The organism is Pseudomonas sp. P4_B4, assembly GCF_056402255.1.
Window position 1 is genome coordinate 1 of record NZ_JBFUHS010000021.1, and the last position, 24295, is coordinate 24295.

Annotated in this window: 21 protein-coding genes; 9 read left to right on the top strand and 12 right to left on the bottom strand. The window is 61.3% G+C overall.

The features are described from left to right. Positions 1 to 830: 830 nt before the first annotated feature. From pepN to AC1DVE_RS20575, 6 genes are read right to left on the bottom strand one after another with little or no spacing between them, the layout of a single operon-like run. Positions 831 to 3488 (bottom strand): aminopeptidase N, encoded by a 2658-nt coding sequence (gene pepN, locus AC1DVE_RS20550; protein WP_223459500.1) that lies wholly within the window; start codon positions 3486 to 3488, stop codon positions 831 to 833. 10 nt (positions 3489 to 3498) lie between these two features. Further along, a complete protein-coding gene (locus AC1DVE_RS20555) occupies positions 3499 to 4329 on the bottom strand; it encodes a DUF2797 domain-containing protein (protein ID WP_223459498.1) in 831 nt (276 codons plus the stop codon). Further along, the gene (locus AC1DVE_RS20560; protein WP_223459496.1) at positions 4326 to 4586 is read right to left on the bottom strand and encodes a YeaC family protein; all 261 of its coding nucleotides are present in this window, start codon (positions 4584 to 4586) and stop codon (positions 4326 to 4328) included. The genes AC1DVE_RS20555 and AC1DVE_RS20560 overlap by 4 nt, the downstream gene beginning before the upstream one ends. Positions 4587 to 4618: 32 nt before the next feature. After that, on the bottom strand, positions 4619 to 5488 hold the full coding sequence (locus AC1DVE_RS20565; RefSeq protein ID WP_223459494.1) for a rhomboid family intramembrane serine protease: 870 nt from the start codon (positions 5486 to 5488) through the stop codon (positions 4619 to 4621). Beyond that, positions 5485 to 6456: a metallophosphoesterase gene (locus tag AC1DVE_RS20570; protein WP_150724073.1), complete on the bottom strand. Its 972-nt coding sequence runs from the start codon at positions 6454 to 6456 to the stop codon at positions 5485 to 5487. The genes AC1DVE_RS20565 and AC1DVE_RS20570 overlap by 4 nt, the downstream gene beginning before the upstream one ends. Further along, positions 6456 to 7346 carry an NAD(+) kinase gene (locus tag AC1DVE_RS20575; RefSeq protein WP_008016128.1) on the bottom strand — a complete coding sequence of 297 codons (891 nt, stop codon included), beginning with the start codon at positions 7344 to 7346 and terminating at the stop codon, positions 6456 to 6458. The genes AC1DVE_RS20570 and AC1DVE_RS20575 overlap by 1 nt, the downstream gene beginning before the upstream one ends. 117 nt (positions 7347 to 7463) lie before the next feature. Between AC1DVE_RS20575 and AC1DVE_RS20580 the strand changes: the two genes are divergently transcribed. Next, positions 7464 to 8414 (top strand): DUF1853 family protein, encoded by a 951-nt coding sequence (locus tag AC1DVE_RS20580; protein WP_223459492.1) that lies wholly within the window; start codon positions 7464 to 7466, stop codon positions 8412 to 8414. Between the two features lie 196 nt (positions 8415 to 8610). On the opposite strand, the gene AC1DVE_RS20585 is transcribed toward AC1DVE_RS20580, so the two are convergent. Then, positions 8611 to 9171, bottom strand: a complete 561-nt coding sequence (locus tag AC1DVE_RS20585; protein WP_223459490.1) for an NADPH-dependent FMN reductase — start codon at positions 9169 to 9171, stop codon at positions 8611 to 8613. 175 nt (positions 9172 to 9346) lie between these two features. Here AC1DVE_RS20585 and AC1DVE_RS20590 point away from each other — a divergent pair, with 175 nt between their 5' ends. Both AC1DVE_RS20590 and AC1DVE_RS20595 read left to right on the top strand, forming a co-directional pair. Then, positions 9347 to 9574, top strand: coding sequence for a hypothetical protein (locus tag AC1DVE_RS20590; RefSeq protein WP_008051885.1), 228 nt, complete (start codon positions 9347 to 9349; stop codon positions 9572 to 9574). A gap of 88 nt (positions 9575 to 9662) precedes the next feature. Next, positions 9663 to 10556 (top strand): LysR substrate-binding domain-containing protein, encoded by an 894-nt coding sequence (locus tag AC1DVE_RS20595; protein ID WP_223459488.1) that lies wholly within the window; start codon positions 9663 to 9665, stop codon positions 10554 to 10556. Here AC1DVE_RS20595 and AC1DVE_RS20600 read toward each other — a convergent pair. From AC1DVE_RS20600 to AC1DVE_RS20620, 5 genes are all read right to left on the bottom strand, one after another. Beyond that, on the bottom strand, positions 10522 to 11136 hold the full coding sequence (locus tag AC1DVE_RS20600; RefSeq protein ID WP_116261234.1) for a GNAT family N-acetyltransferase: 615 nt from the start codon (positions 11134 to 11136) through the stop codon (positions 10522 to 10524). The genes AC1DVE_RS20595 and AC1DVE_RS20600 overlap by 35 nt on opposite strands. Positions 11137 to 11150: 14 nt before the next feature. Next, complete coding sequence (locus AC1DVE_RS20605) at positions 11151 to 13406, bottom strand: Orn/Lys/Arg family decarboxylase (protein ID WP_223459486.1); 2256 nt, start codon at positions 13404 to 13406, stop codon at positions 11151 to 11153. Positions 13407 to 13680: 274 nt separating this feature from the next. After that, positions 13681 to 14439: a DNA polymerase III subunit epsilon gene (dnaQ, locus tag AC1DVE_RS20610; RefSeq protein ID WP_223459485.1), complete on the bottom strand. Its 759-nt coding sequence runs from the start codon at positions 14437 to 14439 to the stop codon at positions 13681 to 13683. A 154-nt stretch (positions 14440 to 14593) separates the two neighbouring features. Beyond that, on the bottom strand, positions 14594 to 15046 hold the full coding sequence (rnhA, locus tag AC1DVE_RS20615) for a ribonuclease HI (protein WP_007979123.1): 453 nt from the start codon (positions 15044 to 15046) through the stop codon (positions 14594 to 14596). Positions 15047 to 15139: 93 nt separating this feature from the next. Next, entirely contained in the window at positions 15140 to 15898 is a 759-nt protein-coding gene (locus AC1DVE_RS20620) for a class I SAM-dependent methyltransferase (RefSeq protein WP_223459483.1), read from the bottom strand. A 65-nt stretch (positions 15899 to 15963) separates the two neighbouring features. Between AC1DVE_RS20620 and gloB the strand changes: the two genes are divergently transcribed. The 6 genes from gloB to AC1DVE_RS20650 all read left to right on the top strand — a co-directional run bounded on the left by gloB (position 15964) and on the right by AC1DVE_RS20650 (position 24295). Continuing rightward, positions 15964 to 16731, top strand: a complete 768-nt coding sequence (gene gloB / locus AC1DVE_RS20625; RefSeq protein WP_223459481.1) for a hydroxyacylglutathione hydrolase — start codon at positions 15964 to 15966, stop codon at positions 16729 to 16731. Positions 16732 to 16830: 99 nt separating this feature from the next. Beyond that, the gene (locus AC1DVE_RS20630) at positions 16831 to 18261 is read left to right on the top strand and encodes a LysM peptidoglycan-binding domain-containing protein (RefSeq protein ID WP_223459479.1); all 1431 of its coding nucleotides are present in this window, start codon (positions 16831 to 16833) and stop codon (positions 18259 to 18261) included. Positions 18262 to 18537: 276 nt separating this feature from the next. After that, the gene (locus AC1DVE_RS20635; RefSeq protein ID WP_477784167.1) at positions 18538 to 20358 is read left to right on the top strand and encodes an extracellular solute-binding protein; all 1821 of its coding nucleotides are present in this window, start codon (positions 18538 to 18540) and stop codon (positions 20356 to 20358) included. Next, entirely contained in the window at positions 20355 to 22196 is a 1842-nt protein-coding gene (locus AC1DVE_RS20640; RefSeq protein WP_223459475.1) for an extracellular solute-binding protein, read from the top strand. The genes AC1DVE_RS20635 and AC1DVE_RS20640 overlap by 4 nt, the downstream gene beginning before the upstream one ends. 4 nt (positions 22197 to 22200) lie before the next feature. Beyond that, a complete protein-coding gene (locus tag AC1DVE_RS20645) occupies positions 22201 to 23274 on the top strand; it encodes a microcin C ABC transporter permease YejB (RefSeq protein ID WP_223459473.1) in 1074 nt (357 codons plus the stop codon). A gap of 1 nt (position 23275) precedes the next feature. Next, entirely contained in the window at positions 23276 to 24295 is a 1020-nt protein-coding gene (locus tag AC1DVE_RS20650; protein ID WP_223459471.1) for an ABC transporter permease, read from the top strand.

The window sequence follows — 24295 nt, forward strand, 5'->3', positions numbered from 1 at the left end:
TACGGCGGGTTACTTGGAAAAGCCCCAAGTAACCAAGGGCTCTTGCCCCTGACGTTCGGTGCCTCGCCAAGGCTCGGCATGCCCTCGCTCCGGTCCTGCTCCGTGGGCCCGCCGCCATCGGCCATCCATGGCCGGCGGCGGCTAACCCGGCATCCATGCCGGGTTGCCCACTGCGCAGAACCTCCACTCGGCCTCACGAGGGGGCAAGAAGATCAAAAGCCAAAGCAAAAGCGAGGCGGCCTACCGGCCGGCCTGATCGCGGGATTCGTTTGCCTGTGATGCTCTTGGTCGGCCGGTAGGCCGCCATCGCGAGCAAGCTCGCTCCTACAGTTGGGCTGGGTACATTCGAAAGAAATTGGTCGGCTGTCAGGCCGCTTTCGCGGGCAAGTCGGATCGCCGCACCGCCGCTCCCACAGAAGAGCAAAAGCAGAGCGGCGTACCCCCACGCTCTTCACCACTCATCAGGCCGAGCGTTAGCTCGCCTGCAGCTCTTGATCTTGATCCACCCGCCCCCTCGGCAGGCTGAGTGGAGGCGTTCATCCGGGGGGAGGCGCGCAGCGCCGTTCGGCGCAGCCGAACACATCGAGAGGAGGTCGCGCGAAGCCGACCGGAGGCGATGCCCCCGGATGAATGCCGGAGCGAAGGAACCCCGAGCCTAAGCGAGGGGCCGTACGTAAGGGGCGAGACCTTTTGGTTCCTTTTGGGGCGTTTGCCAAAAGGGACTCGCCGTAAGGGCGAAACCATAAGCCGCCATTACCGAAGAAACGGATATGTACCCAATCAACCCATGACCCTGGTCGGCCCGAAGGCCGCCAAGGTCAACAACAAACTCAGGCCAAACTCTTGCTGACCACTTCAAACACATCACTGGACAACTGCCCCGAAGCCCGAATCCGCTCCAGCTCCCCCTTCATCAAAGCCTGACGAGCACTGTCGTACTTGCGCCAGCGAGTCAAAGGCGCCAACTGGCGAGAAGCAATCTGCGGATTGAAGCCATTCAACTCAATCACCAGATCCGCCAGGAAGCGATACCCGGAACCGTCAGCGGCATGGAAGTTGATCAGGTTCTGCCCGGCAAACGCACCGACCAGCGCCCGCACCTTGTTTGGGTTCTTGATGTTGAACGCCGGGTGCTGCATCAACGCCTTGGTCCGTGCCAGGCCACCGGGCAACACGCTGCCAGCCTGAACGCTGAACCACTGATCCATGACCAGCGGGTTGTCCTTGAAGTGCTCGGCGAAGCTGGCCAGCGCCTTGGCCTTCTCGGCTTCGAAGGGTGAATTGACCAGCACGGCAAGTGCGGTCAGGCGCTCGGTCATGTTGTCGCACGAATCGAACTGCTCCAGGGTTGCCGCCAGAACTTCCGGCTTGCCGCTGAGCATCAGGTACGACAGCGCGATGTTCTGCAAGGCACGACGGGCAAAGTGCTCGGCTTCGGCCACGTACGGCGTCTGCTTCGACAACTCGCGGTTGGCCTGATAACGCAGCCACAGGCCTTCGAACAACGCATCGGCCAATTGCTTGCGGGCAAATTCACGCGCCGTGTGAATCGCTTCGACATCCGCCACTTCGCTGATTTCGGTCAGGTACGCCTCGCTTGGCAACGACAGCATTTCGGCGACCATGGCCTGATCCAGCGACTCATCCGAGAGCACCGTGCGCAGCGCCGACACCAGACGCTGATCTAGTACCAGCGCTTCGCCCTTCTGCTGCTGTCCGATCAACTCTTGCAGCACCTGCACCGACAGTTGCTGGCCGGCATCCCAACGGTTGAAGCCGTCGCTGTCGTGCTGCATCAGGAACATCAACTGATCGCGGTTGTACGGGAAGCTCAATTTCACCGGCGCCGAGAAGCCGCGCAGCAACGATGGCAGTGGTTGTTCGGCGATGTCGACGAAAGTGAAGGTCTGCTCGGCTTCAGTCACCGAAATGACCCGCGAGGAGCCATGCGCGGTGGCTTCACCGGACAGACGCAGGGCAATCGCCGCGCCTTTGGAATCCAGCAGCCCCAGTTCGACCGGGATCACGAACGGCAGTTTTTCAACCTTGTCCGGGGTTTCCGGGCAGCTCTGGCGGAAGGTCAGGCTGTAGGTTTTCGCCGCCGCATCAAAGGACTCGCTCACCGCCAGGCGCGGTGTGCCAGCCTGGCTGTACCAGCGTTTGAACTGGATCAGGTCAACGCCATTGGCATCTTCCATGGCCTTGATGAAGTCATCGCAGGTCACGGCCTGGCCGTCGTGGCGTTCGAAGTACAGGTCGCTGCCTTTGCGGAAGCCTTCGGCGCCGAGCAAGGTGTGGATCATGCCGACCACTTCCGAGCCCTTTTCGTACACGGTCAGGGTGTAGAAGTTGGAAATCTCGATGAAGCTGTCCGGGCGCACGGCGTGGGCCATGGGGCCGGCGTCTTCGGCGAACTGGTGGGTGCGCAGGTACGCCACGTCCTGGATGCGCTTGACCGTGGCCGAGTTCATGTCCGAGGAGAAACCGGCATCGCGGAACACCGTGAAGCCTTCCTTGAGCGACAGCTGGAACCAGTCGCGGCAGGTCACGCGGTTGCCCGACCAGTTGTGGAAGTATTCGTGGGCGACAATCGCCTCGACCCGTTGGTGCGCGGCATCGGTTGCGGTTTCGGCCTTGGCCAGCACGGCGCTGGAGTTGAAGATGTTGAGGCCCTTGTTCTCCATGGCGCCCATGTTGAAGTCATTCACAGCGACGATCATGAAGATATCCAGGTCGTACTCGCGACCGTAGACCTCTTCGTCCCAGCGCATGGATTTCTTCAGGCTGTTCATCGCGTGCTGGCACTTGTCGATGTTTTCCGGCTCGACGTAAATGCGCAGCGCCACGTTGCGCTCGCTCAGGGTGGTGAAGCTGTCTTCGACGCACCACAGGTCACCGGCCACCAGCGCAAACAGGTACGCCGGTTTCTTGAACGGATCTTCCCAGGTCGCCCAGTGCCGGCCCTCTTCGCCGGGGCCGGAAGCGATCGGGTTGCCGTTGGACAGCAGCACCGGATAGCTGTGTTGTTCGGCCACGACCGTGGTGGTGAAGGTGCTCATCACGTCCGGGCGGTCGAGGTAATAGGTGATCTTGCGAAAGCCTTCGGCCTCGCACTGGGTGCAGAACATCGTGCCGGACTTGTACAGGCCTTCCAGCGCGGTGTTGGTTTCCGGGTGGATCCTGACGCTGGTATCGACCGTGAAGGTGGTGCTGGTCGGGTGCAGGGTCAGGTGATTCTCGGTCAGCTGATACTGCGCCTCGGAAAGCTCCTGGTCGGCCAACGTCACCGCCAACAGCTCAAGCTGCTGGCCGTCCAGCACCAGCGGCGGCAGGCCCGGGCCACGCTCGGGGTTGCGGCGCATCACCAGTTGCGCATGGACCAGGCTGTGGTCCTCGTACAACTCGAAGGTCAGGTGCGTTTCGTCGATCAGGTACTCGGGCGCCTGATAGTCCTTGAGGTAGATCATCTTCGGTTGTTCGGTGCGCATGCTGGAGTCCTTACTGATGCACGGCGAGCTGGTAAGCCGTGTATTTACGAATATTGATCACGCCGGTATCGAAGATCAGGTATTGGCCCTTGACCCCCATCAGCGTGCCTTCGGCAATCGGGTTCTTGTCCAGGTTGAAGCTGACGATCTTCGCCGGGTACTGCTCGACCGGGTAGCGGATTTCCAGCGGTTCGACATCGGTCACCGGCTGGATCGCCTGCAAGCCAAATCGCTGCTGCAACCCGAGCAAGCCTTCGGCACAGCTGTCGAACAGTCGATCGCGGACTTCGGCCAGGTTCACCGCCGCCGCATCGCCCTTGAGCAAAGCACGCCAGTTAGTCTTGTCGGCCACCTGGCTGCGGAACAGATCCTCGACGAAACCGGACTGCTGGCGGGTCGATACGCGCATGATCGGCAAGGCCTGGCTCGCACCCTGGTCGAGCCAGCGGGTCGGCAACTGGGTGGCACGGGTAATCCCGACTTTGACCCCCGACGAATTGGCCAGGTACACCACGTGGTCGGTCATGCAGAATTTCTCACCCCACTCAGGTTCCCGGCAAGTACCGGCCTCGAAGTGGCAGCGCTCCGGGCTCATGATGCACACGTCGCACTGGGCCAGCTTGGTCATGCACGGGTAGCAGTAGCCCTGGCTGAAACTGGTCTTGGTCTTGCGTCCGCAATGGATGCAGTGGATCGCACCCAGGTATTCCAGGCGCACCGTGGTACCGATCAACGGATTGACCGGGACCTCGGTTTCGCCCAGACGGAAAGCGTATTGCACGTTCGGCCCGTCCAGGCGCGCCGACATTTTACTGATTGCACCACGGCCAATCTCGATCAATGGATGGCATCCGACTTGAACAGGATATTCGGCACTTGAATCGACTTCGAGTTGCATTCCTGCGGGCCCATGTAGCCCGTGCGCTGTTCCTCGGGCAGGTTCTGGATTTCCCAGGCGATCATCGCCTGCAGCGACAGCTCGCGTTGTTCGGCGGTGAGTTTGCCACCGTCGGACCATTTGCCGATTTCCACGGCCAGTTTCAGGCTCTCGTAGATATCGTGGGTGATGTTGTTGATCATTTCGTTAAAAGAGGACATTGGGTCTCCATCTCTTTATTGCATGTTCTGAATTAGGCGGCCAGTTTACGGCGGTTATACAAACCGCCCAACAAACCGGTGAAGCATCCGATGAGTAACCCGCTGACGTGGGCCGCGTTGGCGATTTCGCCGAAGCCGATCATCGAGACCAGCCCGGACAGGCACAGCAGCAACCACACCAGCATCATCACCAGCACGCCTCGGGGCAGGCGATAAGCCGGGTTCGGCGCCAGCAACTGGAAGATCCAGCAATGCCCGAGCAGGCCATACAGTACGCCGGACAAACCGCCGAACAAGGTCGGGCCGCTGAAAAAATACTGGGCGAAGTTGGACACCAGGCTGAACAGCAAGGTCAGGCCGATCAGGTTGATACTGCCCTGGCGCGACTCGATGCGCCGCCCCAGCTCCCAGTACCACATGCCGTTCATCGCCAGGTGCAGGATGCCAAAGTGGATCAGCATCGGCGTGAACAGGCGCCACCACTGCCCCGCCGCCAGGCTGTCGGCCAGTGGCGTGAAGTGGAGGTACTCGCCGACCACACGGAATTCGAGGAAGGTCAGCCAGCGCATCGTTTCAAGGTTGTCGCCGAGCATGGTCACCGCGCCGACAATCACACTCAGCAGCAATACCAGAGCGGTGGCCCTGGCGTATTTCAACTGCTCGACGAACCCCGGACGCGTGACGGTCTGTGCCACTGGAATGTCCAGCTGCTGGTCGGGATCGCCCGCCGGAAACCGTTCGTACAGCGCACGCACGTCTTCACTGATGTTGCTCGGCACCCAAAGCACCTGCTCGCCCGCTTCCTCGCTGACCCGGTGGGGCACTTGCATGCGCTTGAGCAGGGTGACGAACCCGCTCAAGTCCACCGCCAAGGGCAGACGCAATACCGCTACAGCACTCATTGCAGCACCTCCGGCCGCTCGACATCGACCCAGACGAATTTTTGCGGATCCAGGCGGGTTTCCTGATCCAGTCGGTAGGCAACCAGTTTGCCGTACAGCACCGCGCTGTAATCCAGGCAGGCCAGGTTCGGCCGGATCGGTGCCGGCTTGCCGCTGCGCCAGTAATGGCCGACGAACAACAGCGGCTCATCGATGCCGTAGCGCAGCAAACTGTTCTTTTCGGTGGACGTCAGCGGCGTCCGGGCCACGGGTTCCGGCAGTGCATCCGGCTGGAACACGATATCGCCGTAGGTTTTCGGATCGTCTTCCCAGAACTTGGTCCGGAAGAACGAACGCACCAGGCCGTCGCCGCTGGTCATGGTCAGGCCATGGGGCAAGCGCATATCCGTGCCGCGCAGCAGCCGGTCGAATACGGTGCAGGCAAAAGAGCCCGACTCCGCCGACGCCTGGAGAAAGTGCTCATCGACGCAACCGTTGGGGAACAACGCCCGCAGCGGTTCGATCAGCCCGGCGTCCCAGCAGGCGTGGACCACGCGAAAACGCCCGGCATCGACGAACAATGGCAATTTGTAGAACCATTGCTGAAAGTCGTGCCAGTCACCCGGATGGTGTTCGAACTGGGTCAGGGTTTCGTGCAGCAGGCGGGCATGGCGCGGTGTGTGCTCGCGCACGAACTGCTTGCCGCTGCCGGGCAGCGCCGGCGTGCTCCAGCCCAGCGCATTGAACTCGTGGTTGCCCATGATGCACAACGCCTGACCGGCCTCGACCATGTCGTGGACGATATGCAGTGCCTCACGAATCCGCGGGCCGCGGTCGATGATATCGCCAACGAACACCGCCATGCGCGAGGCATGCCGCCAGACGCCACCCTGCTTGTGATAACCGAGTCGGTCGAGCAAGTGCTCCAGGGTCAGAGCGCAACCGTGCACGTCACCGATCAGGTCGTAGCTACGCGCGGGATCGAGCATCAGTCGCCTCCACCCCCCAACTTGCTGCCCCAGCCGAGCTTGGTCCGGCAGACTTCATAGTAGTTGTGGTCAAGCGGGTGAATCAGCCGCAGTTTCTGGGCTTTCTTGCTGACGGTAATGGTGTCGCCGGGCGCGCAGGTGAAGTGGTTCTGCCCGTCACACGAGACTTGCGGGTAAATCTGCATATCCTTGGACACGACGATTTTCAGCTCACTGTTGCCATCGACCACAATCGGTCTACCCGACAAGGTATGGGGGTACATCGGCACAATCACAATAGCGTCGAGCTTGGGATGCATGATCGGCCCGCCGGCGGACAGCGCATAGGCTGTGGAACCGGTCGGCGTCGCGACGATCAGGCCGTCGGCCTTCTGGCTGCAGACGAACTGGCCGTCGATGTACAGCTCGAATTCGATCATTCGCGTGGATTTGCCGGGGTGCAGCACCACGTCGTTCAGTGCATCGCCCTGGCCGATGGCCTCGCCGTGGCGACGGACTTCGGCCTGCAACAGGAAGCGGTTTTCCACCAGATAGTGGCCGTCCAGCACTTCGGCGACCTTGGTTTCCAGCTCGTCGGGACGGATGTCGGTGAGGAAACCCAGACTGCCGCGGTTGATACCGAGCACCGGAATATTGTGCTTGGCCAGCGCCCGGGCGGCACCGAGCAGACTGCCGTCACCACCGACCACTATGACCATGTCGCAGACTTCGCCGAGCATCTTGCGCGACGAGGTTTGCAAGCCGTGCCCTGGCAGCACTTCGGCGATGGTGTCTTCGAGGATCACGTGCAGGTGACGATCGAGCAGAAACCGTTTCAGTCGGCGGACGGTATCCAGCACCTGGGAACTGCCCAGGCGACCGATGATGCCGATATTGCGAAATTGCTCCATGGGGCTCCTGCGGGGATCTGCGTGGCGGCGAAAAACCCGATTATGGGCGAAAGCCGCCCGTAGACAAAATCCTTTCAGCTTCAAGGGTGTGCCCGGGTTTCAGGCTATGCTCGCAAGATGATGCTATTTCCGGATTTGCTCCACCTGCCCCATCAGTTACGCCATCCTGAAGTGCGTGACCTGGCGTGGGTCATCCTCGCGCCGCCCATGCTGGACGATACCCCGTGGCCGCAGCGTCACCCGCTGGCCGGCAGCGACTGGGTGCAGGCACCGGATCGGCTGGAGCATTGGCTGCGGCAGCTGGATCGGGACAGTTATGGCCTGCTGCATTGGCTGGCCCAGGCCCGGACCCGGCGCCTGGGTTTGTATTACGAACGCCTCTGGCAGTTCGCCGTGCAGCATGCGCCGGGCATTGAACTGATTGCCGCCAACCTGCCGATTCGCCGCGAGGGGCACACCCTGGGTGAACTGGACATGCTGCTGCGCGACCGCGACGGCGTGCATCACCTGGAACTGGCGATCAAGCTCTACCTCGGCCCGCAATCCGGCGACGGGAACGACACCGCCCAGTGGCTGGGCCCGGGCTGCCACGACCGGCTCGACCGTAAACTGGCGCACCTGAGCCAGCATCAATTGCCGATTTCCGCGCGCCCCGAGAGCCGTGAAGTGCTGGCGGCGCTGGATATCCAGGCGTTCAGCGCCCATTTGTGGCTGGGGGGTTATTTGCTGTACCCGTGGCCCGGACAGGCTGCCCCGCCGTCGGGTGCCCATCCACAGCATTTACGAGGACGCTGGTTGCACCAAAAGGATTGGCCGGCGTTGTTGGCCCAGAGCCCGCCCGGTCGCTGGCAACCCCTGCCCCGCCACGCCTGGCTGGCGCCGGCGCATTATTCGGCGGAGCACACCTGGAACCCTGGACAGATGCAGGCGTGGCTGGATGAACTGGACCCCTTGGCACCGGCGCAGTTGCTGGTGCGCCTGACGGAAAATGCCAGCGGCGACTGGGAAGAGGCCGAACGGCTGTTTCTGGTGGCGGATCTTTGGCCGAATGTGCCGGGACAGGGTTGAGTCTTGTATTGCCTGAGCCGGCCCCTTCGCGAGCAAGCCCGCTCCCACATTGCGCCTCAGCCGAACACAAGTCTTGTATCCACTGAAGAACCCTGTGGGAGCGAGCCTGCTCGCGAAGGGGCCAACCCGGTCTAAAGAGATAACCGCATCGCCGGTTATCCAGCGCCTGGCAGGACAAAACTCTGGTCAATGACCATCAAACTTTCTTGTGCTGTTCGACCCATTGCCCATAGGCATTGATGAATTTTTGCAGGAACGGCTTGACCGACTCGGACAACTTGCCCTCCTCGTCGAACGCCGAACCGGCGTTCCCCAGATAGGCCTCCGGTTGCTGCATCATCGGCACATTCAGAAACACCATGGATTGACGCAGGTTGTGATTGGCACCAAACCCGCCGACGGCCCCCGGCGAAACGCTGATAACGGCCCCCGGTTTACCGTTCCAGACACTTTTGCCGTATGGACGCGAGCCCACGTCAATCGCATTCTTCATCGGCGCCGGCACCGAACGGTTGTATTCCGGGGTCACGAACAACACCGCGTCGGATGAGCTCACCTGTTGTCGGAAAGTGCTGTAGGCTGCCGGCGGTGAAGCACCATCGATGTCTTCGTTATAGAGCGGCAGATCGCCAATTTCGACGATGTTGAGCTTGAGATTGGCTGGCGCCAGCTCCACCAGGGCCCGTGCGACCTTGCGGTTGATCGATTCCTTTCTCAAGCTGCCGACCACGACGGCGATCGTATAGACGTTGCTCATAAGAGTTTCTCGACTGTCCGATAGGAAGAGCTTGTAGTTATAGATGACGATTCAAGCAGTGGGCGATCGAAAACACCGCCCCTGACTATTTTTTTCCCGTAGGAAAACTTACCTCGCCCAAGCACGGTCTACAGTGCCGCAAATTGAGTGATTTATCTCCAGAGGTTCTAAGCAGATGGCAGCAGTACTCGTCGGTCAGTTCCATGCAAGAGACGCGGAAGGCCGTATTTATTCGGTGCACGAGTTCCAGGACTCCACCCCGGCGGTAGACGGTTCAGGCCCTGTCACCACCTACAAGCTGGCCATTGGCGACCGTGTCAACAAGGTCGACGACAATGAATTCATGCTGGTGCAAACCGGCGTGACCATTACCCGCGAACCGCAAACCGCCAGCGTTTCATAACCCGTCGTTATGAGCAGAAGTCATATGCGCGGACTTGGGGTAGGATTCAGCCACTGACTCCTCCACCTGCTGAACATGGACTTCACGCATGCGCTTACGCCATATCGAAGTGATCCAGGCGCTCCTGCAGACCGGTCACCTGGGCACCGCCGCCGAATGGCTGCAGCTGCCGGTGGCCGAAGTCGAGCGCTTGCTGCGCGACGCCGAGGATCAGTTGGGTTTCATGCTGTTCGCCAGCGTGCGCGGACGATTGCAGGCCACCCGTGAAGCACGGGAATTGCAGGTGGAAATTGCCCGGGTCTACGATGCCCTCGAACCGGTGCAGCGCCTGGCCAACAGCCTCAGGCAATACCTGGCGCCGCCGCTGCGAATCGTCTGCACCCCGCCTCTGGCCAACCAATTGTTGCCACACAGTATCGCGGCCCTGCGCCGACGCCTGCCCGATGCGCCTTGCACACTGCTGAGCCAGCCCACCCGCGACATCGTCAGAAGCCTGCTGCTGCGTGAAAGTGACCTGGGCCTGAGCCTGCATGACCCCGATCACGCCGACCTCGATTGCCAAGTGATTGCACAGGGCAAACTTCAGTTGCTCGCCCCCCATGGCTGGCTGCAACCGAAACAGAAATACATTTCACTGCAGGATCTGGCCGGTCAATCAATGATCGGCCTGGAGGGGCACGACCCGTTGAGCCCTGCGCTGGAAAACAAACTGCACGGCTTGCGCCCTGCCCCGGTGATTCAGACCCGGGTCCAGACGCATCAGATGATGCGCAGCATGGTCGAGGCCGGCGAAGGCCTGGCCATCGTCGACCCCTTCACCGCCCTCGGCGCCAAAGCCTCGGGGCTGGACGCCTGCCCGCTGGCGCCGGCGGTCCCGATCAGTCTCTACGCCCTGACCCTGAAAAACGCCGAACCCTCTGCGGCGGTTCAGGCACTGTTGACCATCGTCACGGAACAAGCCGCGGCGATGCTGACGAACTGAACGGGTTTTCCAGCGGGTTTTCGAACAGTCGGTACCAGAACAGTGCCACTTCGGCGGTATTCGGATCGATGCCGCGATAGCGCAGGTGGTCGATCCCGCCAATCACGTAACCACAGCGTTCATAGAGCCGGCAGGCCCCCAGGTTGTTGTTCTGGGTTTCGAGCATGATGCCCGGGAGTTTCTTCTTGCGGCTCCAGAACTGCGCCACGTCCAGCAAGGCCTTGGCCACGCCATGCCGCCGGGCCGGTGCGTGCACCGCCAGTTCGTCGATATGGGCAAAGCCGTTCCAGTTGGTACTGACCACCAGGTGCCCCACGGGCTGGTCATCCAGATACGCCATGAAAATCGCGCTGTCGGCGCCATCGCGAAAGCTGCTGAATTCCTCGGGGTCGATGCCGTAGCACTTGCGATAAGGCGTGATCGGGGTGACCGGCCACTGTGCCACCGGCTTGCCTATTTCGGCCGCACCGTAGGCCGCGACTTCAAAACTGAAATCACTGCCCCAGATATAGGCGGCGAAACCCTCGTCGGCAACCCGTACCGACAACCCTGGATAATTCGGATTTATAACCGGCTGCATACTGGGAAAGGTCCTCACTCCTTGATGCAATCGACGGTGTAGCACCGTCCACTGCCCTGATCTTCATGTTGCAATCCGTGCACATCAGCAACGAACCCCGGGAAACTGCTATCGAACGTGCGGGCAAACGCCAGGTAATCGATGATCGAGCGGGTCGGCTCGGTAAAACGCTCGCCCGGCATGATCAGCGGAATGCCGGGTGGGTACGGCACCAGCATCACCGCGGCGATTCGCCCGTCCAGCGCATCGATCGACACGGCTTCGACTTCACCCCGCACCAATTGATCATAGGCGTCCGCCGGCTTCATCGCGACTTCCGGCAGTACGGTGTACATGCGCTTGAGGTGCCTGGCGGTGGCGTTGCTGCGATAACAGGCATGTAGCTGATCGCACAGATCACGCAGGCCCATGCCCTGATAGCGCGCGACATTCTCTTGCGCCACACAGGGCAGGCAACTGGCCAGACTGACGTTGGCGTCGTAGCTGCGCTTGAACTCCAGCAGTTCGGTGAGCAGCGTGCTCCACTTGCCCTTGGTGATGCCCATGGAGAACAACACCAGGAACGAATACAGCCCGGTCTTCTCGACCACCAGGCCGCGTTCCCAAAGGAACTTGCTGACCACCGCCGCCGGAATCCCGCGCTCGCTGAGGGCCCCACCGGCGGTCAATCCCGGCATCACCAGCGTGACCTTGATCGGGTCGAGCAGCACATAATCGTCGGTCACGCCGCCAAAGCCGTGCCAGTCGGCATCGGGTTGCAGCAACCAGTCCTCGGTGACGACCCGCTCGATGCCTTGCGCCGACGGCGGTTGCCAGATCGAGAACCACCAGTCATCCACGGCAATGTGCTGGCGCAAATTGGCCAGCGCCCGGCGAAAACTCAGGGCTTCGTCGAACATTTCCTGCAACAGCGAACGCCCGGCCGGCCCTTCCATCATCGCCGAAGCCACATCCAGCGAGGCAATGATGCCGTACTGCGGCGAGGTCGAGATGTGCATCATGAATGCTTCGTTGAAGCGATCCCGGTCCAGTTGCCGCGCTCCGCCATCGCGCACATGAATCATCGACGCCTGACTGAAGGCCGCCAGCAACTTGTGGGTGGAATGGGTGGTAAACACCAACGGGCTGTCTTCATCACGGGAGGTGCCCATGCCGTAGCGCCCGGCAAAGAACTCATGAAACGCCGCATAGGCGTACCAGGCCTCGTCGAAGTGCAATACCTCAACGCTATTGCCCAGTTGCTGTCTGATCAGCTCGGCGTTGTAGCAGAGGCCGTCGTATGTCGAATTGGTCACCACCGCGAGTTTGACCTTCGGTGAACGGCCCTTGGTCAGCGGACTGGCGTCGATCTTGGCCTGGATCGATTCGCGGCTGAACTCGCTCAGGGGAATCGGGCCGATGATCCCCAGCTCATTACGCTCCGGACACAAGTACAGCGGGATCGCGCCGGTCATGATGATCGAGTGCAGCACCGACTTGTGGCAATTGCGATCCACCAGCACCAGGTCATCGCGGGCGACGACCGAGTGCCAGACAATCTTGTTGGCCGTGGAGGTGCCATTGATCACGAAAAAGGTGTGATCGGCGCCGAAATTGCGTGCCGCGCGGGCCTCGGCTTCAGCCAGGGGGCCGGTGTGATCGAGCAAGGAGCCGAGTTCGGGCACCGACACCGAAAGATCCGAGCGCAGGGTGTTCTCCCCGAAAAACTGGTGAAACGCCTGCCCGACCGGGCTTTTGTGATACGCCACGCCACCGCCGTGACCGGGGGTGTGCCAGGAGTAGTTGGAGTCCGCCGTGTGTTGCACCAACGCCTTGAAAAACGGCGGCAGCAGGCCATCGAGGTATTTGCGCGCGGCGCGGGCCACCTGCCGGGCGAGAAAGGGCACGGTGTCCTCAAACAGGTAAAGAATGCCGCGCAACTGGTTGAGCTCGGCCATGGCATCGGCGGGCGCGTTTTCCAGGGTCACTTTTTCGCCCAAGGCGAAGATCGGCAGATCCGGTGCACGCACCCGCGCCAGACCGATCAGCTCTGCCATGTTTTGTAACAGATGGGAGTGGGTACTGGCGTCTTCAGACGCAATCAACATGCAGGACAGGCCATGGTAAGTCGACGCCACCAGACGCCCTTCGGTGTAGTCCACCGCCGAAACGACGCTGAATCCTTCCTGCTCAAGCTCCCGGGCAATCCCCCGCACGCGGTCGCCGGCGACGCTGTCGGCCTTGATGTCGCGATGGACAATCAGGACCGGGAATTTCAAGTCTTTGTACATGAGGCACAGTGTCCTGAGGCGGCAGACCAGAGCCTGCCAATCACCTCAGGGTAGAGTGTTGTAGAGGATGTGGCGAGCGGGACGCACCAACTTGTGGCGACGAGGGAGTTTCTCTGTGGCGAGGGGGCTTGCCCCCGTTGGAGCGCGAAGCGGTCCCGTGTTTATTCAGGCAAATCACGCTAGCAGCAATGACGACTGCTTCGCAGCCGAACGGGGCGGTGCGGCGTTCCGACAAGCCCCCTCGCCACAAAAGCAGTGTCTGCCAAATTTGGTGTTATGCCTGCGCTTCAGCCTCAGCCAACTGCACCCACAACGCCGGGGCGCCAGCGGATTTGCCGATGATTTCCAGGCGCGCCGCGTGGCGGGCCAGGTCGTCTTCGCTGGCACGGATGATGCGCGTCGGCGGGCGGTCCGCTGGCAAACGGCGAATCTCGGTGGCCGAATTGTCCGCTCCTTCACCGGAGCCATTGCCATCGGAGGCGTTGCCGGCCAGGGACAGACTGGTCTGCCCCCCGGTCATGGTCAGGTAGACGTCGGCGAGAATCTCGGAGTCGAGCAAGGCGCCGTGCAGTTCACGGCCGGAGTTGTCTACTCCATAACGTTTGCACAGGGCGTCGAGGCTGTTGCGCTGCCCCGGGTGACGTTCCCTGGCCATCATCAGGGTGTCGAGGATCGAGCAGTGCTGCGTGATGTCCGCGCGGTCCTGCTGGCCCATCAGGGCGAATTCGTTGTTGATGAAGCCAACGTCGAACGCCGCGTTATGGATAATCAGCTGCGCGCCCTTGATGAACTCGAAGAACTCTTCGGCCACTTCGGCAAAACGCGGCTTACCCACGAGGAATTCGTTGGTGATGCCGTGGACGCCGATGGCGCCCTCGTCACTTTCGCGATCGGGTTGCAGGTACACGTGAAAGTGCCGGCCCGTCAGGCGTCGGCCGATCAACTCGACACAACCGATTTCGATAATCCGGTGGCCGTCGGTCACCGGCATGCCGGTGGTTTCGGTGTCGAGTACAACGGATCTGGTGGCCATCAGTGCTCAGCTCTCAATCGGTCAATCGTGCAAAAGCGGCGATGTTAACACGCTCGCGGGGGTCTTTCAGGTGGACCGTGTTGCGCCTTTCGCGAGCAGGCTCCGGGCGGCGCTCCGACGATTGGCCGCAACTCGGTGCATCGGTTGAACCGAATCAGCCCTGCTTGTACCCACGCACTTCATCCACGCCACGGTTGGCCAGCTGGTCGGCCCGTTCGTTGCCGTGATGGCCAATGTGTCCGCGCACCCATTTCCAGGTGACCTTGTGGCGGTTGACCTGCTCGTCAAGCAACTTCCACAGGTCAGCGTTTTTCACCGGCTCCTTCGCCGCGGTTTTCCAGCCGCGCTTCTTCCAGTTGTCCATCCACTCGTTGATGCCTTTCATCACGTACTGGGAGTCGGTCACCAGCAGCACCTCGCAGGGACGCTTGAGCTCTTCCAGGCCACGGATCGCACCCATCAGTTCCATGCGGTTGTTGGTGGTATTGGCTTCGCCGCCCCAGAGTTCCTTTTCGACGCCCTTGCACACCAGCAGTGCGCCCCAGCCACCAGGGCCAGGGTTGCCTTTGCAGGCGCCGTCGGTGAACAGTTCTACGCTATCGCTCATGCCAATCTATCCAGAAAATGCGCTGGCCCGCCGATCGCTGACCGACGACGCCCGAAGCCGGGACAGGCCCGGCAGCAAATAAAAAAGTGTGTATTACGGTTCGATGTTGCGCCGGTTGACCTTGGCCATCGGCAACGGGATCAGCTTGCCCATCGGCTCGCGCCGCTCCTGACGGACCGGCCGCAAACCCACCACGATCTTGCGCGCCACCAATAAATAGAAGCCGCCGCCCGACAGTTGCCAGTCACCGGCCTTGCGCTCCCAACCGGCCAGGCGGGTCTGCCACGCCGGTGACGCAAGCGGCGGACGATAGCACCCGAAGCGGCGTTTCTCCAGCGCGAAGCCCAGCAGGTTCAGCCAGTCCGCGACCCGTGACGGCGAAATGCAGCGCGCCTTGCGCAGCGCATCCTGGGCAAACACATGCCGCAGGCCCCAACTGCTCCAGGGGTTGATGCCAATGATCAGCAAATGCCCGCCGGGGCGTACGCTACTTGCCGCCTCACGAAGCAAACCGTGGGGCGACAGGCAGAAATCCAGGCCATGCTGCAGCACCACCACATCGGCAGCATGCTCGCTCAAAGGCCAGGCCTGTTCTTCGCAAACGATCTCGACCCCCGGCAAGGGCGCGCCAAGGCGCACGTTGCGCTGTACCTGCGGGGCCGACGGCGGGGTCTGGGCCGAGGGACCGTAATGCACCAGATAGCCACCAAAGAACCGCCCGAGCTCGTCTTCGAGCATGCGCCGCTCTTCGCCCAGCAGAAATTGCCCGAGGGGACCGGCCAGCCATTCACGGGCGGCGCTGATCAACGCCAGCCAGTCAGGATCAGCCTGTGCGAACGCTTTATCAGTCATTGCATTCTCCAACGCGCCAGGAAGTTCTAAGATGCGCCAATGTTTTCCGCTTGGCGAATCCGACGATGATACAGATCACTGCCCTGCCCGCCTTCACCGACAACTACATCTGGTTGTTACAAGACCACGGCAGCAAACGCTGCGCGGTCGTCGACCCGGGTGATGCCGGCCCCGTACAAGCCTGGCTCGCGGCCAATCCGGGCTGGGTACTGAGTGATATTCTGATCACTCATCACCATCATGACCACGTCGGCGGCGTCGAACAGCTGAAAAAAGCGACGGACGCGAAAGTCTATGGTCCAGCCAGCGAAACGATCCCGGCACGGGACGTTGCGCTCAAGGACAACGACAAGGTCAGCGTGCTCGGCTGCGACTTCGACGTCCTCGCGGTCCCGGGCCACACCCTGGGGCACATCGCCTATTACCATCACGGTTTGCTGTTCTGCGGCGACACACTGTTTGCCGCCGGCTGCGGACGCTTGTTCGAAGGCACGCCACAGCAAATGTACAACTCGCTGACACGCCTCGCCGGGCTGCCGGATGACACGCAGGTGTACTGCACCCACGAGTACACCCTCAGCAACCTGAAGTTTGCCGCGGCCGTCGAACCGAACAATCCGCACACCGCCGAACGCCTGGCCAAAGTCACCCGCCAACGGGAATCCGGGATCATGACGCTGCCGTCGACACTGGCACTGGAAAAGCTCACTAACCCGTTTTTGCGCTCCGGTGAAACATCCGTTAAAGAAAAAGCGGACGAACGGACCGGCACCGATAACTCGGCGCCCGATATGGTTTTTGCTGCGCTTCGAGCATGGAAAGACAGGTTCTAAAGGGGCCTCTCAAGATTGCAACAATTCTGAAAGGTTGACCGCGCAAGGTGCGCTTTCTAGAATCGCCCGACATTTTTGCCCGGAACTTACTTCCAGCCAATGTCGTCACCTATTCGCAAAGCCATCAGTTCAGACGCATTGACCCGCTTGGCTCAAGCCATTGCGGTGGCTGTGTCCGCCACCCTGGCGGGCTGTTCCAGCCATGCGCCGCAGACCGATGCGGCGCACACGCAGAACATCGCCGCGCGCGCCAAGCAGAAGCCGATCTGGCTCAGCGAAAAACCCAGCCCGCAAATTCCCCAGGACGTCTGGGAGCGCATGCGCCAGGGCTTCCAGCTGCAGGACGGGCTGGGCGTCAACCCGCGCATCGAGCAACAGCGCCTATGGTTCGCCAGCAATCCATCCTTCCTCGAAAACGCCGGCGAACGTGGCAGCCTCTACATTCACTACATCGTCGAACGCCTTGAAGAACGCAACATGCCGCTGGAACTGGCCCTGCTGCCAGTGATTGAAAGTGCCTACAACCCGATGGCCTACTCCCGGGCCGACGCGGTGGGTCTTTGGCAGTTCATCCCCTCCACCGGGCGTTACTTCAACCTGCGTCAAACCCGTTTCTATGATGGCCGTCGCGACATCACCGCGTCGACCACCGCCGCGCTGGATTACCTGACCCGCCTGCATGACATGTTCAACGGCGACTGGATGCTGGCCCTGGCGGCCTACAACGCCGGCGAAGGCACCGTCAGCCGGGCCATCGAGCGCAACGAACGCCTCGGCCTGCCGACCGACTACTGGAACCTGCCGCTGCCTTCCGAAACCCAGGCCTACGTGCCGAAGTTGCTGGCACTGTCGCAAGTGGTGATGGCGCCGGAAGCCTACGGCGTGAACCTCAACCCGATCGCCAATGAACCTTACTTCAAGGTCGTTGAAATCAACCAGCGCATGGACCTGTCCAAGGTTGCTGAAGTCGCCAACATCGACGAAGACGAACTGTTCCAGCTCAACCCGGCTTTCAAGCAACGCACCACCATCGACGGCCCGCAGCACCTGCTGGTCCCGACCTCCAAGGCGCAACTGCTGACCAGCAGCCTGCAGACCATGCGTCCTGAAGAACTGATCAGCAAGAAATCGCTCAAACCGGTCTTCGAAGGTGCCGACGATACCCAGGTCGCCAGCGTCAAGCGTTCCTACCGGGTCAAGCGGGGTGACAACCTCGGCTCCATCGCCAAGGCCAACAACGTTGACGTGAAGGACCTGCAGCGCTGGAACAATCTGACTGGCAAGAACCTCAAGCCCGGCCAGACCCTGGTCATGCAGGACACCAGCAAACGCAGCTCCGGGCGCGTCAACACCGTGATTGCAGCCAATACCAAAAAGCAGCAGACCACGTACAAGGTCCAGCAAGGCGACTCGCTGTACATCGTGGCCAAACGCTTCAACGTAGAGATGCAGCACCTCAAGCGCTGGAATCCGCGTGTCGGCCAGGCGCTGAAGCCTGGTCAGATGCTGACAGTGGCCAATCCGCATTAAAAAACAGCCCCTGAATTCAGGGGCTTTTTTATGCCTGCGCAGTTTTTGTGGCGAGCACAAAACCTGTAGGAGCTGGCTTGCCGGCGAAGGCGCCGGCACAATCAACATCCATTTCGTCTGTCAGGCCGCCTTCGCGAGCAAGCTCGCTCCTACAGGATTGTGGCCCGGCCGATATTGCGCTTTAACCCCCCGTCTTTTTCCTGTCCATACAAGCTGTTACTGTACGGTCCACAAAGCCCAAGCCGCCTGGATCGGATCCCCTATTTGAAGCGTCCCCTGCCCCTGCTCCTGATCAGCCTGGCCTTGAGCTCCACCGCAAGCGCGACGATCAGCGAAAGCCATGGTTATGCGCAGTTCGGCACGCTCAAGTACCCGGCCCGATTTACCCACTTCGACTGGGTCAACCCGCAAGCGCCCAAGGGCGGTACGTTGCGGGTCATGGCGTTTGGCACCTTCGATACGCTCAACCCCTACACCTTCAAGGGCACCAGCCCGGTCACCACGCCGAACTTCCTGCAATACGGTATCAACGAGCTCAACGAGCCGCTGATGGTCGGTACCGGGCAGTACGCGCCTTCGGGTGACGAGCCCGCGTCCAGCTATGGCCTGATCGCCCAGTCGGTGGAATACAGCGAGAACCGCAGCTGGGTGGTGTTCAACCTGCGTCCCGAAGCACGCTTCCATGACGGCACACCGATCACCGCCTACGACGTCGCGTTCTCCTATCGCGTGTTGCTCAAGGAAGGCCATCCGCTGTACCGCACCAGCCTTCAGGAAGTGTCGCGGGTCGACATCCTCAACCCGCAGCGCATCCGCTTCGTGTTCAAGCGCGCCGGCAATCCGCTGCTGATCCTGCGCCTGGGCGAAATGCCGGTGCTGGCGCAGCACTACTGGAAAGGCCGCGACTTCAAGGCCACCACTTTCGAGCCGCCGCTGGGCAGCGGGCCGTATCGCATCACCTCGGTCACGCCGGGACGACAGATCGTCTTCGAACGGGTCAAGGACTACTGGGGCAAAGACCTGCCGGTCAATCGCGGCAAGTACAACTTCGACCGCATGGAGGTCGAGTTCTACCGCGACAGCGACGTAGCGTTCGAGGCGTTCAAGGCCGGTGAATTCGATATCTATATCGAGCATCAGGCGAAGAACTGGGACACCGGCTACAACTTCCCGGCCATACGCCGCGGTGAGGTGATCAAGGCGCAGATTCCCCACCAGATCCCGACCCAGACCCAGGGCCTGTTCATGAACAGCCGCCGTCCGGCTTTCTCGGACGCCAAGGTCCGTGAAGCACTGGGGCTGATGTTCAACTTTGAATGGACCAACCGCACGCTGTTCAGCGGCGCCTACCAACGCGCCATGAGCTACTACCCCAACAGCGAGTTCTCGGCCAGCGGGTTGCCGGTCGGGCATGAATGGCTGTTGCTCAAGCCCTATCGCGAGCAACTGCCGGCCAGGCTCTTTACCGAGCCGTTCAGCCTGCCGCAGACCGACGGCAGTGGCATCCCCCGGGAGACTCTGCGCAAAGCCCTCGGCCTGCTCGCCGACGCCGGCTGGAAGCTCAATGGCCAGCGTCTGCAAAACGCCGCCGGGCAGCTTTTGCGCCTGGAACTGCTGCTGGTCAACCCGAACCTGGAACGCATCCTCCAGCCTTACGTCGAGAACCTCGCCAGCATCGGCATCGATGCGCGGCTGCGCACGGTCGATCGCGCGCAATACAAGCAGCGCCTCGACCAGTTCGATTTCGACATGATTCTGATGACCCTCAACCAGACGCTCAGCCCCGGCCTGGAACAATGGCAGTACTTTCACTCCAGCCAGGCCGGGGTCAAGGGCAGCAAGAACTTCGCCGGCATTGCCAACCCGGTGGTCGACCACTTGCTCGAACAGTTGCTGGCCGCCCAGACCCGCGATGAACAAATCGCCGCCGGCAAGGCCCTCGACCGCGTGCTGCTGTGGCAGCACTACATCGTTCCCAACTGGTACCTCAATTATCACCGTCTGGCGTACCGCAACCGGCTCGCCTTCGTCACCACGCCGCCTTACACCCTGGGCCTGAACGCGTGGTGGCTGAAATCTTCGGAGAAAGATCAATGAAACCCATCCGTGCCCTGCTCCTGCAGGCCAGCGGTCTGCTATTCGCCGGGCTGGCCTGCGCCGCCCCGCAACATGCCGTGACCCTGTACAACGAGCCGCCGAAATACCCGGCCGATTTCAAACACTTCGATTACGTCAATCCCGACGCGCCCAAGGGCGGGATTTTCCGTCAGGCCGGTTTCGGCGGCTTCGACAGCCTCAACCCGTTCATCAGCAAAGGCGTGCCGGCGGACGATATTGGCATGATCTACGACACCCTGGCCAAGCAAGGCCTGGACGAGCCGTTCACCGAGTACGGCTTGATTGCCCGGCTGATCGAGAAAGCTCCGGACAACGCCTGGGTGCGCTTCTACCTGCGCCCCGAAGCACGCTTCCATGACGGCCATCCGATTCGCGCCGAAGACGTGGTGTTCAGCTTCCAGATGCTGACCAAGGATGGCGCGCCGATGTACCGCGGCTACTACAGTGACGTGGCTGAAGTGATCGCCGAAGACCCGCTGACCGTGCTGTTCAAGTTCAAGCACACCAACAACCGCGAGCTGCCGCTGATCCTCGGCCAGTTGCCGGTGCTGCCCAAGCATTGGTGGGCCGACCGCGACTTCAACAAGGGCAACCTGGAAATTCCGCTGGGCAGCGGCCCGTACAAAGTCAGCGAAGTGAAGGCCGGACGCTCGGTGCGTTACGAGCGGGTCAAGGACTACTGGGGCAAGGACCTGCCGGTCAATCGGGGTTTCTACAACTTCGACGTAATGACCACCGATTACTACCGCGACAACACCGTGGCTCTGGAAGCGCTCAAGGCCGGACAGTTCGACTACTGGCTGGAAATGACCGCGAAAAACTGGGCCAATGCCTACAACACTCCGGCAGTCACCGAAGGTCGACTGGTCAAGGAACAGATTCCCAACGGCAATCCGACCGGCATGCAGGGGTTCGTGTTCAACTTGCGCCGCCCGGTGTTCCAGGATGTCCGCGTGCGTCAGGCATTGTCGCTACTGCTGGATTTCGAATGGACCAACAAGCAACTGTTCAACGGTGCCTATGCGCGTACCCGCAGTTACTTCGAAAACTCGGAAATGGCCGCCACCGGGCTGCCTGACACTGATCAGGTGGCGATCCTCCAACCGTTCCGCGGCAAGCTGCCACCGCAGGTGTTCAGCGAAGCCTTCCAGAACCCGACCACTGACGGCAGCGGCATGATCCGCACCCAGCAAAGGCAAGCCTATCAACTGCTGCAAGAGGCCGGCTGGCGCATCGTCGATGACAAAATGGTCGATGCCACCGGCAAACCGGTGGTCATCGAATTCCTGTTGGCCCAGACCGAATTCGAACGGGTGCTGCTGCCGTTCAAGCGCAACCTGAGTGACCTGGGCATTGATCTGGTGATCCGCCGGGTCGACGTCTCGCAATACATCAACCGCGTGCGTTCCCGGGACTTCGACATGATTGTCGGCAGCTTCCCGCAATCCAATTCGCCGGGTAACGAACAACGGGAATTCTGGATGTCGGCCGCCGCCGACAAACCCGGCAGCCGCAATTCCATGGGCCTGAAGGATCCGGTGGTCGATCAACTGGTCGAGCAACTGATCAACGCCGATTCGCGCACCAGCCTGGTGGCCCACGCCCGTGCGCTGGACCGGGTGCTGCAATGGGGCTATTACGTAATACCCAACTGGCACATCAAGACCTGGCGCGTGGCGTACTGGAACCACATCGGCCATCCCAAAGTCTCGCCTAAATACGACATCGGCACGGCCACCTGGTGGGTCAAGCCCGACATCAAGCCGGCGATAGAAGTCGAAACCACACTGCAGGCCGATCCTGCGGGCACGGAGTAATCAGATGCTGGCGTACATTTTTCGGCGACTGTTGCTGATCATTCCGACCCTGTTCGGCATCTTGCTGGTCAACTTCGTGATCATCCAGGCCGCCCCGGGCGGGCCGGTGGAACAGATGATCGCCAAGCTCGAAGGCTTCGAAGGCGCCACCAGCCGCATCGCCGGCGGCGGTGCCGAAGTCTCGGTGGCAGGCTCGGCCTATCGCGGCGCCCAGGGCCTGGACCCGGCGCTGATCAAGGAAATCGAGCACATGTACGGCTTCGATAAATCGGCGCCGGAACGCTTGTGGATCATGGTCAAGAACTATGCGTCCCTGGATTTCGGCGACAGCTTCTTCCGTGACGCCAAGGTCATCGACCTGATCAAGGAAAAGATGCCGGTGTCGATCTCCCTCGGGCTGTGGAGCACGCTGATCATGTACCTGGTGTCGATCCCGCTGGGGATCGCCAAGGCCACGCGGCACGGCAGCCACTTCGACGTCTGGACCAGTTCGGCGATCATCGTCGGCTACGCGATCCCGGCGTTCCTGTTCGCCATCCTGTTGATCGTGGTGTTCGCCGGCGGCAGTTACCTGGACTGGTTCCCGTTGCGCGGGCTGACCTCGAACAACTTCGATGAACTGAGCATGGGCGGCAAGATCCTCGACTACTTCTGGCACCTGGCGCTGCCGGTGACCGCGCTGGTGATCGGCAACTTCGCAACCATGACCCTGCTCACCAAAAACAGCTTCCTCGATGAGATCAACAAGCAGTACGTGATAACCGCCAGGGCCAAAGGCCTGACCAACCACCGTGTGCTGTACGGCCACGTGTTCCGCAACGCCATGCTGCTGGTGATCGCCGGTTTCCCCTCGGCCCTCATTGGCATCTTCTTCACCGGCTCGTTGCTGGTGGAGGTGATCTTCTCCCTCGACGGCCTCGGCCTGATGAGTTTCGAGGCAGCGATCAACCGCGATTACCCGGTGGTGTTCGGCACGCTGTTCATCTTCACCCTGCTCGGGCTGGTGGTGAAACTGATCGGCGACCTCACCTATACCTTTGTCGATCCGCGCATCGACTTCGAAAGCCGGGAGCATTGAGATGAACCTGTCCCCTCTCAATCGCCGACGCTACGAACTGTTCAAGGCCAACAAGCGTGGCTGGTGGTCGCTGTGGCTGTTTCTGATCATGTTCGGCGCCAGCCTGGGCGCCGAGTTGATCGCCAACGACAAGCCGCTGGTGGTGCACTACGACAACAACTGGTACTTCCCGGCGCTCAAGCGCTACCCGGAAACCACCTTCGGCGGCGAATTTCCGCTGGAGGCCAACTACAAGAGCCCGTACATCCGCGAACTGCTCAAGGCCAAGGACGCCTGGGTGCTGTGGGCGCCGATTCCCTACAGCTACCAGAGCATCAACTACGACCTGAAAGTCCCGGCCCCGGCCCCGCCATCGACGGATAACCTGCTGGGCACCGACGATCAGGGCCGCGACGTGTTGGCTCGGGTGATCTACGGTTTCCGCATTTCGGTGCTGTTCGCCCTGACCCTGACCGTGCTCAGCTCGATCATCGGCGTGATCGCCGGGGCCTTGCAGGGTTTCTACGGCGGCTGGGTGGACCTGGCCGGGCAGCGGTTTCTGGAGATCTGGTCCGGACTGCCGGTGCTGTACCTGCTGATCATCCTTGCCAGTTTCGTGCAGCCCAACTTCTGGTGGTTATTGGGGATCATGCTGCTGTTCTCGTGGATGAGCCTGGTGGACGTGGTGCGCGCCGAATTCCTGCGCGGGCGCAACCTGGAATACGTGCGCGCCGCCCGCGCCCTGGGCATGCAGAACGGTGCGATCATGTTCCGCCATATCCTGCCCAACGCGATGGTCTCGACCATGACCTTCATGCCGTTCATCCTCACCGGCGCCATCGGCACATTGACCGCCCTGGACTTCCTCGGTTTCGGCCTGCCGGCGGGCAGCCCATCCCTGGGTGAACTGGTGGCCCAGGGCAAATCCAACCTGCAAGCGCCGTGGCTGGGCATCAGCGCCTTTGCCGTGCTGGCCTTGATGTTGAGTTTGCTGGTGTTCATCGGCGAGTCCGCTCGCGATGCCTTCGACCCGAGGAAGTGA